General features: G+C 40.7%; 13 protein-coding genes, 1 other RNA gene and 1 riboswitch. Of the genes, 11 read left to right on the forward strand and 3 right to left on the reverse strand.

Going from position 1 to position 13,964, the window contains the following annotated elements; translation table 11 throughout:
* Nucleotides 1-102: 102 nt before the first annotated feature.
* Complete coding sequence (locus ACFOU2_RS20560; protein ID WP_377918166.1) at nucleotides 103-1,074, reverse strand: MerR family transcriptional regulator; 972 nt, start codon at nucleotides 1,072-1,074, stop codon at nucleotides 103-105.
* Between the two features lie 211 nt (nucleotides 1,075-1,285).
* Nucleotides 1,286-1,389: riboswitch (TPP riboswitch) on the forward strand.
* 60 nt (nucleotides 1,390-1,449) lie between these two features.
* Here ACFOU2_RS20560 and thiM point away from each other — a divergent pair.
* From thiM to ACFOU2_RS20595, 7 genes are all read left to right on the forward strand, one after another.
* Nucleotides 1,450-2,292: a hydroxyethylthiazole kinase gene (gene thiM / locus ACFOU2_RS20565; RefSeq protein WP_377918167.1), complete on the forward strand. Its 843-nt coding sequence runs from the start codon at nucleotides 1,450-1,452 to the stop codon at nucleotides 2,290-2,292.
* Nucleotides 2,293-2,930: 638 nt separating this feature from the next.
* Entirely contained in the window at nucleotides 2,931-3,062 is a 132-nt protein-coding gene (locus ACFOU2_RS20570) for a hypothetical protein (protein ID WP_377918168.1), read from the forward strand.
* Between the two features lie 156 nt (nucleotides 3,063-3,218).
* Nucleotides 3,219-4,166 carry a S8 family peptidase gene (locus ACFOU2_RS20575; protein WP_377918169.1) on the forward strand — a complete coding sequence of 316 codons (948 nt, stop codon included), beginning with the start codon at nucleotides 3,219-3,221 and terminating at the stop codon, nucleotides 4,164-4,166.
* Between the two features lie 387 nt (nucleotides 4,167-4,553).
* A complete protein-coding gene (locus ACFOU2_RS20580; protein WP_377918170.1) occupies nucleotides 4,554-4,676 on the forward strand; it encodes a hypothetical protein in 123 nt (40 codons plus the stop codon).
* A 156-nt stretch (nucleotides 4,677-4,832) separates the two neighbouring features.
* Nucleotides 4,833-5,765 (forward strand): alpha/beta hydrolase, encoded by a 933-nt coding sequence (locus ACFOU2_RS20585; RefSeq protein ID WP_377918171.1) that lies wholly within the window; start codon nucleotides 4,833-4,835, stop codon nucleotides 5,763-5,765.
* Between the two features lie 354 nt (nucleotides 5,766-6,119).
* On the forward strand, nucleotides 6,120-6,218 hold the full coding sequence (locus ACFOU2_RS20590; RefSeq protein ID WP_377918172.1) for a 3-hydroxyacyl-CoA dehydrogenase NAD-binding domain-containing protein: 99 nt from the start codon (nucleotides 6,120-6,122) through the stop codon (nucleotides 6,216-6,218).
* An 83-nt stretch (nucleotides 6,219-6,301) separates the two neighbouring features.
* Nucleotides 6,302-7,288, forward strand: a complete 987-nt coding sequence (locus ACFOU2_RS20595; RefSeq protein WP_377918173.1) for a DMT family transporter — start codon at nucleotides 6,302-6,304, stop codon at nucleotides 7,286-7,288.
* A 128-nt stretch (nucleotides 7,289-7,416) separates the two neighbouring features.
* Here the strand turns inward: ACFOU2_RS20595 and ACFOU2_RS20600 are convergent, their stop codons facing one another.
* Together ACFOU2_RS20600 and ssrS are read right to left on the reverse strand one after the other, a co-directional pair.
* Nucleotides 7,417-8,322 (reverse strand): DMT family transporter, encoded by a 906-nt coding sequence (locus tag ACFOU2_RS20600; protein WP_377918174.1) that lies wholly within the window; start codon nucleotides 8,320-8,322, stop codon nucleotides 7,417-7,419.
* A gap of 244 nt (nucleotides 8,323-8,566) precedes the next feature.
* Nucleotides 8,567-8,745, reverse strand: a non-coding RNA gene (gene ssrS, locus ACFOU2_RS20605) — 6S RNA.
* A gap of 378 nt (nucleotides 8,746-9,123) precedes the next feature.
* Here ssrS and ACFOU2_RS20610 point away from each other — a divergent pair.
* The 4 genes from ACFOU2_RS20610 to ACFOU2_RS20625 all read left to right on the forward strand — a co-directional run bounded on the left by ACFOU2_RS20610 (nucleotide 9,124) and on the right by ACFOU2_RS20625 (nucleotide 13,850).
* Nucleotides 9,124-9,666, forward strand: coding sequence for a copper resistance CopC family protein (locus tag ACFOU2_RS20610; RefSeq protein WP_377918175.1), 543 nt, complete (start codon nucleotides 9,124-9,126; stop codon nucleotides 9,664-9,666).
* Between the two features lie 5 nt (nucleotides 9,667-9,671).
* Nucleotides 9,672-10,769: a copper resistance D family protein gene (locus ACFOU2_RS20615; protein ID WP_377918176.1), complete on the forward strand. Its 1,098-nt coding sequence runs from the start codon at nucleotides 9,672-9,674 to the stop codon at nucleotides 10,767-10,769.
* A 262-nt stretch (nucleotides 10,770-11,031) separates the two neighbouring features.
* Entirely contained in the window at nucleotides 11,032-11,922 is an 891-nt protein-coding gene (locus ACFOU2_RS20620; protein WP_377918177.1) for an ATP-binding protein, read from the forward strand.
* Nucleotides 11,923-11,933: 11 nt separating this feature from the next.
* Nucleotides 11,934-13,850, forward strand: a complete 1,917-nt coding sequence (locus tag ACFOU2_RS20625; RefSeq protein ID WP_377918178.1) for a vWA domain-containing protein — start codon at nucleotides 11,934-11,936, stop codon at nucleotides 13,848-13,850.
* Nucleotides 13,851-13,964 lie beyond the last annotated feature (114 nt).

Consider the following 13,964-nt stretch of genomic DNA (forward strand, 5'->3'; position numbering starts at 1 on the left):
AATCCATGACAAAAGTGGATCTTTACTGAAAGGACCCGTCATGGAATCCTCTGATTTTGCTGGATTTTCATGACGGGTCCTTTCGTTGTCTTCATACGTAAATCAAACTCGACTCCACGGTTTCCACCATTTTTTTGCTTTTGTCTGCTGGGCTGCGGCAGCTTCACGGAAGGTTTGAACGAAATCGCGGAAGATCGTTTCACGTTCGGTAATATCGTGACGGTAGAATTGGCGTTCTTGTTCGAGTGTTTGTAAGTAGTACTCACGTTCCTGATTCATTGTTTCAATCAGTTCCTTAATCTCGCTCGAGGCTAACGAGCTATTTTTTTTGAGGCGATTTGAAATTTGATGAATGTCTTTTGCGGTTTGTTGAGACGATTTTGTTAAGATGGTAGATAAGGCTTCAATTGTCTCGACTGTTTGTTGTGCTTCTTTTGAGATTTCTTGTAGTTCATTCGACGTTTGTTCTGAAGACCTGACCATAAAAGAAGTAAAATCTTCAACTGTTTTGACTGTTTGTTCTGCTTCTTTCGAAATTTGGCGCAGTTCTTTCGCCGTTTGCTCCGAAGATTTTTTCACAAAAGAAGCAAACGTTTCAACCTTTTCCACGGTTTGTCCTGTACCTTTTGAAATTTCTTTTTTCACTTCCTGCAACACTTCGGTTCGCACTTCATTTCGTATTTCGTCCCGTACTTCTTGAAGCAAATCTCGTTTGAAGCTTTCAAATGCCTCAAACACGTCTTTATAGTGTTGAACCGTTTGAATGACTTTTCCTTCTACCTTTTCAACATCTGAGTCCGTTGAGGCTAACGATTGTTCAGAAGGCTTGGCGCTCTCTTCGGGTCTTGCCGCTTTCTGAAGAAGGTGTTCGATAATCTTGTCGTTTCCCATATTTTGAAAAGTCAATTGTTTAATTTCACGTAACAATTGTAAATCATTCTCTGTAAAAATACGCGTATTGTTTGGTCCGCGTGTCACTTCGAGAAATTCGCAATAGTTTTCTTCCCATTGTAAAATCACTCGTTTTTGAACATTTAATTTTTTAGCGAGTTTTCCTACTGTATATGTTTGCATTCACGACCACCCAACCTTTCAACACCAGTCATTAATAGAATGAATTAAGGAATATTTTGTTAATCAATTCTATTCCTCATAACTTCCTTCGTTTTCCTGCAAGGCGACAAAGGTTATCAAAAAAAGACGGAATTAGCGTTTCTTTGGCAAGGGTGTGGATGTTGTCAGTTTCTGAAATTCGTAGTATAGTAAAATGGAAATGAATAGGATGGAAAGCCACTAGGGGAGCCGCACGGCTGAGACGGGAATGTTCATCCCGGACCCTTGGAACCTGATCTGGGTGATGCCAGCGTAGGAAAGTGGAGTTGTTTTAAATAATGTGTTTAAAGCTGCTCCATTGGAGTAGCTTTTTTATTTTAATAAGGGGGAATCAAGGTGAAAATAGAAACGATTATTCGCTTGCTGCAAGAGGTAAGGGAGAGAAATCCGCTTGTACATAACATCACCAATACAGTGGTGACCAATTTTACAGCGAACGGGCTGCTCGCACTCGGTGCTTCACCGGTGATGGCTTATGCAAAAGAAGAAGTTGCAGACATGGCCAAAATCGCCGGAGCGCTCGTATTAAATATTGGAACCTTAAATGAAACAGAAGTAGAGGCGATGATGATTGCCGGAAAATCGGCCAATAAACACGGCGTTCCTGTCGTATTTGATCCGGTTGGGGCAGGAGCCACTCCGTACCGTACACAAACAGCCCGCAAGCTTTTAAAAGAGCTTAAGATTTCCATTATTCGAGGGAATGCCGGTGAAATTGCAAATGTCATCGGTGAAAGCTGGGAAGTAAAAGGGGTAGACGCGGGAGAAGGAGTGGGAGATGTTGTGACCCTTGCTAAAACAGCGGCAAAACAACTCGATTGTCTTGTGGTCATTACAGGAAAAGATGATGTCGTTTCAAATGGTGAACAAACCGTCCTCATCGAAAATGGCCATCCCATTTTAACGAAAGTGACTGGAACGGGTTGTTTATTAACATCGGTGATCGGTGCCTTCGCTTCTGTTTCAATCGATTTAATGGCTGCCTCAATCTCCGCGCTTGTGTATTATGGAACAGCAGCGGAAATAGCGGCAGAGAAAACGGCTCATCATGGACCGGGAAGTTTCCAAGTCGAGTTTTTAAATCAGTTGGCTACTGTGACAGTTGAGGACCTCATGGAAAGAGGAAAGATAAATAGGGCAGAAAAAGCATTGAATTTTTGGGAAAGAGATTTGTCGTGAATGGCAAGTCTCTTGTTTATTTTTCTTTGCCACTCGACAGCATAAAATAAGTAATAAAGGATGATATGCGTTAAATGCCAGAAATCAAGCCGCTTTGATTGCGCTGAACAAGGAAGAAAATCATCAATGAAGATGGCAACATCTGCAAAAATGCCTGTCGCTCCCGTTATTCACCTGAATTTAATAAATTGAACTATGTTCTAAATGAAAAAATTAAAGCTTGGCTTTAAAAATGCATATCGATATAACAAGGTGAAAAGTCTCGAAAAATTATGATCATCTAAAAGAGGAAATGAAACATAAAATGTTGAATAGGAAAAAGTCGGTTTTTCCACTTTTAGTGGATACAAATACGACTCAATCAATTATGAAACATAGCTTGAAACTACCTGTGTAAAGGAACTTAACGATATAATTATAATTATGTCAGGAAAATAGTTTTGAGTTGATAATTGGGGATATATCCTTTTTCCTATTCTTACAATAATGCTTGTATCAGCATGTTGGGCATGCTAAAATGAGTACAAGACATACATTCCAAATTTATCCTATAATACTTTCCACTAAACAAGTAAAGGTCCTATCCAGTGTTACGAACATCGGAATAGGACCTTTTTGTATAGAAAGGAGGGGATAATGTGTTTGGGTGGTTTGAGCAGTTATTGCAACTGTTTGCTTTAGGTGCCACCATATTTACCACAATCACAATAGGGATCAAAAATATTAATGAAATGAAGAAAAAAACAAAAAGAAAAAGACGTTTCTTATAAAGAAAACGTCATCACATTATTTGCTATACGTCTATTATAATCAATTTCTCACTAAAAGATACCGTTATTTGCCACTGCCTTATGACATTTTCTTGAAGAAAACGGGATAATGCTGGAATGTATGTTATGTTAAAAAAATGGAAGGGAGAATGGCATATGGGAAACATTCAATTAATTCCTTATAAGGTACAAGCTTTGGTGAGACAGACAACGGAAATACCGCAAGGAGTGCAGTTCGTAGAGGCTCCAGAATTATGGGAAAATGGAGCAAGCGGCGATGGGGTTATAGTGGCCGTCATCGACACAGGATGTGATGTCAATCATCCGGACTTTGAGTCACAAATTATCGGAGGATATAACTTTACGACAGATTATGACGGTGATGTAGACAATTTCTCTGATAACAATGGTCACGGAACCCATGTTTGCGGAACGATTGCAGCCATCGAAAACAACCAAGGGGTGGTCGGCGTAGCACCGAAAGTAAAACTTCTCGTGTTGAAAGTGTTAACTGAATCGGGAGAAGGAACGCTTGAAGCGGTAACGGAGGCAATCGATTATGCGATCAATTGGAGAGGACCAAACCAAGAAGAAGTTCGTATTATGTCCATGTCGCTTGGCAGCAGTGTGGATGATCCGGTTCTTCATGAAACTATAAAGAGAGCGGTGGCTCAAAACATCCTTGTTGTTTGCGCAGCCGGGAATGCAGGCGATGGGGAGTATACAAGTGATGAATATGAATATCCGGGATCCTATCCAGAGGTTGTTCAAGTCGGTTCGGTCAATCTGCAAGGAGAGATTTCTGATTTCAGCAATTCGAATTTAGAAGTAGATTTGGTCGCACCGGGTGAGGGTATTCTCTCAACTTATTTAAACGGGGAGTATGCGAAGCTATCCGGAACATCTATGGCAACCCCGCATGTATCCGGCGCAGCAGCCTTATTATTGGAGCAATACGAAAGAACGTCCGGCAAAAAAATGACTGAGTCCGAATTGTACGGGACTTTAATTAAAAGAACGGTTCCCATTGATTCCAGCAGAAATGAGCAGGGGAATGGGGTGTTGAAACTCTTCTCCTCGACTATGAAGCGCACGACTGTTTAATCATATAGAAATAAGACCGGTTCCTGGGGCTTCATTCTACCTAAGAGCCGGTCTCCTGAAAAAGGACCGTCATGGGAATTCCGTTGAGTGCTTTCCTAGACGGTTCATTTTCGTTTGAAGCATTTTTACTGTCCATATGAAAATGAGGGGTTTTTCAACGCTTGAACAATTAAAATAACGACCTCATTGATTTCTGCAAGAGCCTCCATTTTTGCTTTTAAAAAGAGGTTTTTGTTTTTTTTAATTAAACTATGTTCTAAAAGAAAAACTTGTAAGAAAAAATCAGCTCATAAGAGGGGATTTTAACCATGAAACGGACCGAAACAACAGGTGCATATTAAATATGTAGGGAATCCTACATATTTAATATGAATGGAGGTTTTCATCATGACAAAACGGAATCGCAGATCAAAAGCAGGCGCACAAAACACAAAAGCAATTACCGAGTTTTCACAAGAACTGGCCGCTAATCCTGCTAATAAAAAAGCGGAAAAATCGCGCCCCCATTAATGAATTGACCCTCCCTGAACAAGGAGAGGGTCTTTATTTTATCGGAATTTTCCGACCCTTTCTGAAGGATATACTATTATTAAAGGGAATGGGAACCAATTACGAATGCCCTATGCGACGGAAGTAAATAAACTAAACAAATAAAAAAGGTGGAACATGAAACAAGTCATCGAAAACATTCGAAACAATAAAAATCTGGTTTTTACCTGCCAATCATCAGAAATGAATGAAGATATCAAACGATATGTTCATTATTATAAACTTCCAACGGAGGATGTTTCCTACTGTTGCGGATATGAGCCAATAGGTCATGAACGGCTGTTTGTTCAGTCTTTTCGTCCTCGACAGCTCAAGGGGCATCTTCTTCTTCTTCACGGGTACTACGATCATGCGGGGGTGTTAAGTAAGGCGATTCGTTTTCTCGTTCAACAACACTTTCATGTCCTGACATTTGATTTACCGGGTCACGGGTTATCAACGGGGGAAAGGGCGGCCATCGCGGATTTTTCCCTTTATGTGGAAAGCGTTCGGGAAGTCATTCGCAGACACTTATCTTCAGCAGCTCTTCCTGTGTATATCGTCGCCCACAGCACCGGGGCTGCTGCGGCCATTGATTACATATTGAATGATAAAGAGGCGTCCGCGATTCAAAAAGCGGTGTTCGTTGCTCCTCTTGTCCGTTCATACCACTGGAATGCGACCTCCATCAGTATAAAGGCACTAAGGCTATTTGTCCGTCAACTAAAGAGGGTGATCCGAAACAATTCTTCCGATGCAGCCTTTTTGAGGTTTATGAGGGAAGATCCCCTCCAGCATGACAAAGTGCCCCTCAGCTGGGTAGAAGCGCTAATGAAATGGAATGACTCCATTGAGAAAGGAGAGCCCAGCGCTGCTAACGTTCTCGTCATTCAAGGGAAAAAGGATACAACGGTGGATTGGGAGTATAATATCGTGTTTTTATTAAGGAAGTTTCCCAATATCACTGTTCAACTTGTGGAAAATGGCAAACATCATTTATTGAACGAGGAAGAGATGACAAGAAGGCAAGTGTTTAATTCCATCAACCGCTACTTAACATCAGGGGGATGACCTAAAAGCATAAAACAGGCTTTTAGGTCATCCTATTTATCTACATGATTTCGTCAGTATAGATCTCGTATAAAAAAACACTTCTTTGGCCAGAAAAGGGATCTTCGTTTGTCGGCTTTGATAAGCGGACGTTTGAGTGGGAGAAGAATGAACCTGCACGGCTAAATCACGAGCGATAAGTATGGCCGCTTTATATGGAGAGGATTGCTTCCACGGGGGGATGTGTCAAAAATTCCTCTACATATGTTCAACACGTTTTTTGAACATATGTAGAGGAATGAAAGGAAAAAAGCGACTTTTGTCGAACTTTTTTCTATGTCACACATTTTCATTCAGCAAAGGGGAGAAGCAGTCATGAAAAAAATTGCTGTATTAGGCGCAGGTGTCATGGGCCATGGGATCACCCAAATTTATGCGCAAGAAGGATACGATGTTTGTTTAGTAGAGGTATAAGTTTAAACTGATATTTAAATATTCAAAAAAAGGCGGGTAACATTTAAGTCCCAACAAGAAAGAAGGGAGGATGAGAATCTTGAGTGGCAATAAAAGAAAAGGGGGATTATCATGTTATGCTGAATGCAATAAAGAATCAATATGCGTATTTTCTTTTGGTTTTAGCCAATATGATATGGGGTGGCAATTTTGTAATAGGTCGTATTGGAGGGGATTATTTTCCACCCTTTACCTTTTCGTTATTTAGATGGATCATCGCTTTTTTATTACTGACTCCGTTTATGTTGAAACGCCTGAAAGCAGACTGGAACGTTCTCTGGCGTCATAAATGGATATTGCTCCTTTTAACGATGACAGGTGTTGCAGGATATAATACAATCCTTTATTTTGCTCTGCATTTTACAACATCTATTAATGCTGCTGTTGTTAATTCGACAACTCCATTGTTTATTGGTATTTTTTCTATTTTTATTCTTAAAGAACGAATCACGTCTATTCAAGTGGCCGGAATCAGTTTATCCATTATAGGTGTTATTTTTATCCTTTCAAAAGGTTCTCTAGAAATATTGCAAACTTTATCCTTTAATGTTGGAGATCTATACGTTTTGATTGCGGTTGTATGTTGGAGTTTGTACTCGATTATTATTAAAAAATATTCAAATATATTGCCAACCAATACAACTTTATATATTACATCTTTCATAGGAATTTTTATGTTGATGCCATTTAGTATGTTTGAATTAAAACAACCGGATGTTGAGGTTGTATTTACTCCATTTTCTATTTTTATCTTGCTTTATGTAGGGGTGTTAGCTTCAATTGTTGCTTTCCTATCATGGAATACAGGGGTACCGAAAGCAGGCGCAGCCAAATCCGGTATTTTTCTGAATTTACTCCCTGTTTTCGCGGCGATCTTTGCGACGATATTTACAAATGAATCCTTAGTATGGTATCAAATTGTCGGTGGTTTCATTGTTATTTTTGGTGTTTTGCTTTCTTCGAAGACGGCACCAAGAGCCGCTTCAAAAGAAAAGGTATCTTCACGTACATATCCGGAAAATGTATCTTAAAGAATGGGGGCTTGGTTTGTTCTTCAACTAATCGATGGTTATACTTTTAAAAGAAAAACAGAAAGACCGATTGATAAAATCGGTCTTTCTGTTTTTTAACCAACACTCGAGCAAACGAATCCTTTATACTAAGAGGCAAGAGTGTTGTTTCGTTTCTTTCTTTTAAATTGAAATGTGGATAAAATGACAGCCGTAACAATTAACAGTGCGCCAATAAAAAAGTTCTGGTGCAATGTCTCATGCAACAACAGCCAGCCTAACCATGTGCCGACAAGCGGCTGAAAGAAGAAAAATAAGGAACCGACGGTCGCATCCATCATTTCCATTCCTTTGTTCCAAAAAAAGAACGCCCCGGCCGTCGACACAATGCCTAAATATAAAATACCGAGCTGTACGGAAAGAGAAGAAATATCTATGGATGCTGACTGAATTTCCCATATCATAAATGGGGTAGTGAATACAAGAGCAAACAAAATGGAAAATGCTGTAATGGTTAACATATGCAGCCGCTCAGAAGCGATTTTGACATATACGGATAGCAGCGCCCAAGTGACAGCTGCTCCGACAAGCGCGAGGTTACCTGTAAAAGCGGAAGAAACACTTCCGTTCCAACCGACAATGCATAATACCCCGGCAGTAGCCATAAGAAGGGACATGATTTTTTGCTTCGTTAATTTTTCTTTCAGCAACAACCAGGCCAAAAGGGCAAGAAACACTGGAGTGGCCGCTGTAATGAGAGAAGCGGTATGGGCATTGGATAATTTCGTACCGATGAATTGAAGGGAAATCGAGACAAAGTATCCGATAAACCCAATCCACAACATAAGCAGCCAATCATGCTTTCTTATCGTTTCTGTATGACGGTATTTCCGATACCAAATAAGACCGAGAACGAAAAAAGCAATCATGTATCGAAGCCAGACGAGAGTGAGCGGGGGAATGAACTCCAGCACGTATTTGCTTATTACATACATGCTTCCCCAAATGCTTGCTGCAAGAGACAAATAAAATGCACCTAGCCAGCTGTTTTTCATCTAAACATACCTCCGTCATTTTAAAAGTGAATTCTCTTATGAGAAGACGAGGTATGAATTACCTTCATCTTCCTTTAGATGAAAGCAACAGGCTGATCATTTTCAAACAATATGTAGTACATTGCCTTCATTCCTTTCTTTTTGAGTTAATTATATCAATATTCAGAATATTTTTGGTAAAAAAATAAACCGGTTTGCTTGAGATCGTTTATATAAAGAAAGATGTAAATGGACTATGTAGTAAAACACCCCGCTCTGCCGTAACCCAAAGTGTCTCAAAACCCGCACTCGCAGGTGGGTATTCGCACAGCCGGGTTTAACGTCCCTCATCCAAGGGCATGTTATCTGCAGCTGATTGTTGAATTCCCTTATTATTCACATCGGTTTGAGACAACAACGAGCATACGAGCATCGCAGGTATGTACAAGATTCTTTATCATCTTCTGCAAAAGAATCTGTATGGTAAATCCCCATAATCAATGTAAATCGTTTGTATAGTTATCATAGCGAAAGTAGAGGCGTTTTACAAGTAGACTTTTCTTCCAATTTAAGGGGATGGGCTTCGCTTGTGAACGACCTCCTAGACTTTAAATAAACAAAAATTATTTCTTTCTGAAAGGGTCCATTATCAAATCCGTGCTCTTAACTGATTCTTATGTCGGGCCCTTTCAGGAGGATGGCGGAAGGCATGTTTTTTATGCCTTCCGCCATCCTCTTTTCACAGTTTCAACACATTTCCCTGATATCTTTTTTAAACGGCAAGAAAATACATAATCTAATCATATGAAAGGAGTCAACATCATGAAAAAAATTCTTGTGCTTATCATATTGGTATTTTGTATCAGCACGAGTCAAGCTTATGCCCACACGGCTTTGGAGTCTTCTGTACCTCAGGATGGAGAAATTATAAAGGAACCGCTTCAGGAGATGGTTTTAAAATATGCGACGAAAATTGAGAACGGAAGTACATTTGAATTGAAAAATTCCAACAATGAAAAAGTCCCGGTTAACGTAACGGTGGAAAATGATCTATTGAAAGGAACGACTGAACAACCGCTTCCAAATGATCAATATACGTTAGATTGGAACATTGTCGGAGCAGATGGACACCCGATTAAAGGATCGCTAGCATTCCGTGTCGATGTCCCTGAGCAAGCGGCACAGGAGCCTGCTGAAGAAAATACCGAAGAAAAGGCAGAAAATCAAGTTCCAGAAACAAAAAATGAAGAGATGGTGGAACAAGAGGCAGAAGAAACATCTTCTTCTTTCCCGATTGTCCTTGTGGTTATTTTAGGAGCCATTGCGGTAGGAAGCTTATTCTTTTTACGAAAAAGAAAGGGTTAAGTTGAATGTTTTACGTCACAGTTGTCAGTGAAACACTTTTATATTTTTTCTTTTCTATGCTAATTGGATATTTCATTTTAGAAACAAGGCCAGCGACCAGACGTCCAATCGTTTCCGTGCCGCCTGGTTTACTTTATCTAGCCGTCATCGCACTCCCTGTTTTATCGTTTTTTCCGGTGTTGCGAATTGTACTATTTCTTAAAGAACAAATCGGATTTTGGAAAACAATGGATTCCGTGTTGTGGACATTTGAAGCGGGACAGGCATGGTTGGTTACGGCCGTGCTTTCCCTTGTGCTGCTTATGTTTACGTTCATCGCAGTGACGCAAAAACGAAACGAATTGTTTTATATCGCTCTTATTTGTATGTGGTTTCTTGTACTAACGGTAGGATGGTCCAGCCATGCCAGCTCTCTTTCTTTTTGGAAAGGGTTCATCGCACATACTTTTCACTTTTTGGCGGTGATCGTCTGGACAGGTATTTTATTGAATGTCGGATTTTTTGCAAAAAAGCCGGCCAATTGGTCCGCCTTTTTGAAATGGTTTACACCACTGGCGGTCGGATGTCTCATCGTTTTGTCCATCTCTGGGTTTATCATAATGGATACGATTGTGCCGTATGAGCAATATGCGAATATATGGCTTATATCATATGGACAGACGCTGCTGTTTAAGCATTTATTTTTGTTGCCTATTCTTCTTTTTGCCGTCATCAACGGGCTATTAATGAAAAAAACAATGAAAGAAAGCGATATTTTCAGTCCTTTACCATGGTTAAAAGCGGAGGGTGCGCTATTGTTTATCGTATTTGCTTTAACCGGTCTGTTAGGACAGCAGTCACCCCCGCATGAATTGGAAACGGCGTTGAAAACAGAGGGAGCGTCTCCGCTGTTTGAAGAGATTTACAGAGGGACGGTCCTGCCGACTATGACGGTCAATCTAGATGTTAATATGTGGTCACTAAGCTTCGGAGCAGCTGCCGTTGTTTTTGCCTTCGTGATCATTACCGCTTTTTTGAGAAAGGCGCCAGCAGCAGCGGCATTTATATTCAGCCTTTTACTCGTTGTGGCTTGTTATGTGAGCCTTATGTATGGTGTGCAGTAAGAAAGAGCTTTCGCGGCTCTTTTTTTAGTATAATTGACACTCCTTATCCTCTTACGGCTTTTCTATTCTCTCATCTTGAATAAGCTAAAAAGGTTCTCGTATAAGCGTTTGGCAAGGGACCGTAAGGTAAATGGCCAAACGCTTATGCATAAATCATTCAACATGGGCAAAAAAGGCCCGTGTTGAATGATTTATGTGGATTTATATAGTAGAATACATTAGTGGACTCATTTGATAACGAGAGAAAGAAAGGATTGTTTTTATGTCATTCGATTTAAACGGCTTATCTTTACCAGAGGAAATTAAACCATTACTTTCAAATAGAGAAGCGACAAACCTTTCCGCTGAAGATGAAAGGCTTATTGGAAAAGGGGGCTATACCGCTGCGGAAGAGGCTATCATAACAGATGCGGTCATTGCGCTCGCTCTTGGGAAAAATGTGTTGTTAAAAGGACCGACTGGTTCGGGGAAAACGAAATTAGCGGAAACCTTGTCGGCGATTTTCCACCAGCCGATGCATTCCATTAACTGTTCCGTCGACTTGGATACGGAAGCTCTTCTTGGATTCAAAACCATCGGAGAGCGTGATGGCCATACAGTGATTGAATTTGTGGCAGGCCCTGTCATTCAGGCAATGAAGAAAGGCCACCTTCTATATATCGACGAAATCAATATGGCAAAACCCGAGACGCTTCCTGTTTTAAACGGGGTGCTTGATTACCGTAAAATGATCACGAATCCATTTACAGGCGAAGTGGTGAGAGCAGCCGAAGGTTTTGGCGTTGTGGCAGCGATTAATGAAGGATATGTCGGAACGGTTCCGTTAAATGAAGCATTAAAGAATCGTTTTGTTGTCATCGAAGTACCGTACATTCAGGGAGAGAGCTTAAAAGACGTGTTAACGTCACAATCTCAATTGAAAGACAAGGCAATGGTCGAGAAATTCGTGACACTTTCATCCGACTTGATTACACAAGTACAAAATGGGCAGATTTCAGAAGAGGCAGCATCTATCCGTGCACTGATCGATACGTGCGACCTTGCGGTTTATATGCCGCCAATGCGTGCTATACAGCGGGGAATCATTGAAAAGTTAGAAGATGAAAGGGAAAAGGCAGCCATTCAAAACATTGCGGAAACGCTGTTTGAGTGAGGTTGTAAACCATGAGATTTATTAAATTTAATGATAAAAATATCGACTCTTTCTTGTTTATGGAACTTTCGGATCTAGCGAAGACACTCACGAAACAAGATGAAATTGAAGTCGAGTATGCGTTTAGATCGTACTATGATCCGTTCGCCGGTAAAGTGTATGTCAGTCATTTTTGGGATAACCGCCCGGCACATGAGATGATAAATGGATTGAAAACGGATGTCTTTCTTCGCAGTATCGGAAGTTATAAGGATACGAAGTTTAAAGAAATCGGCGCTTTTTTGAAAAAAGTAAGAAATCTTTCCGTCTCAAGCTTTGCGAAGCAATTATTGATGGTATGTGAGGATTTGCGTCTTGAAGAAGTATGTAAGCGGGAACGTCCCGGTACGAAGAAAGCATTTGCGGTGCGCCGAAATGTTTATCGAAAATATTTTCAAGACCAGCTTAATGTCAATCTTGTTAAAAGTATACAGACCGATGCGTTCTTTAACGGTTTATTTCTTTTATTAACGACTGACAATCCTTTTGAAGATATTCCTTCCATTTCGGATTCAATCGATCGTGTCTTGCCGTTCGTCCGCAATGAACTGATGAAAGTGTATGAAGCGAAAACGACCGGCGACATTACAAAAATGGTGGTGGAAATCGCGGAAGTATTGGATGAAGTGCTGGAAAATGACATGCTGAACATGTATTTTCATTTACCTGAACTTGAGTATGACCAGATAGAAGACGGATTAACGTTTGATGATATCAAACGGCAAGCCAAACTCGATAATGATGATTCACTCGGGAAAATTGCAGAAGGTGATGAAGATATATATGAAAACCATATGCCGACGCATCACCGCGAAACAAGCAAGGCAACGAAAAGTTTCCTGCAGTTTGACATCGAGCGTGGTTCCAAAACCGATTTAATGGGCGAGGGAGGTCGTGAAGGAGATGATGGCGACCAGGCGCTTGGAATGGTCCAGGGCTCCGCTCGTAAAAGCAAACGAAACGATTATTCCCACATAGAAGCGATGGAAAGCAGACGTGATGAGGAACAGGGCGGCGGTGAAAGCGAGTTTGGAAAAGAAAACAAATATGCTTATCCGGTCTTTAAAACCCCTGATATCCCTACGCATGAACACATTCGCAGTTATGAAGAAAACGCAAAAATCATTGCTCCATACCAGAAAAAGCTAAAACAAATGATCGAAAAAACGTTGGAACACAAAAAAACGCTGCCGCGAACAGACTTGCATTTCGGCCGGTTGAACAAAAAGCTTCTTCGCTTATTGACGGACGAAAACCCAAGGTTATTTTATAAGAAACATCAGCCGTCCATTGAGATTGATGCAGTATTCTCTCTGCTGGTGGATTGCTCTGGATCGATGTTTGATAAAATGGATGAAACAAAGCTTGGAATTACCTTATTCCACGAAGCCTTAAAATCCATTCGTGTACCGCATGAAGTCGTCGGCTTCTGGGAAGATACGAATGAGGCGACAGAAACGAAACAGCCGAATTACTTTAATACGGTGATTGATTTCACTTCATCCATCAAACGAAAAAGCGGACCAGAAATTATGCAGCTTGAACCGGAAGAAGATAATCGTGACGGGTATGCGATCCGTCATATGGCAAAGAGACTGATGGAACGCTCCGAGGCCCAAAAGTTTTTACTTGTATTTTCAGACGGGGAACCGGCTGCAATGGGGTACGAGCAAAACGGGATCATCGATACGCATGAAGCCGTTTTGGATGCAAGAAAGCAAGGAATCGAAGTCATCAATGTCTTTTTGTCGAACGGCTATATTGACGAAGGACAGCAAAAGACCATCCAGAATATTTACGGAAAGTACAGCATACTTGTGCCGAATGTCGATGAATTGCCGGATGTTTTATTCCCGCTCTTACGGAAATTGCTTCATAAAAGTATTTAATAACACGGGGCTGACTCAAAAGCCTTCGGGCAAGGGCAATCATCTATTTTTTCTGCAATGAACTTCCATATATGTAAACATAAGGACGAACGGGGAGCTAAACAAGACCGCATG

Origin of the sequence: Bacillus songklensis, assembly GCF_042649685.1 — a bacterium.
GTDB lineage: Bacteria > Bacillota > Bacilli > Bacillales > Bacillaceae_H > Bacillus_BA > Bacillus_BA songklensis.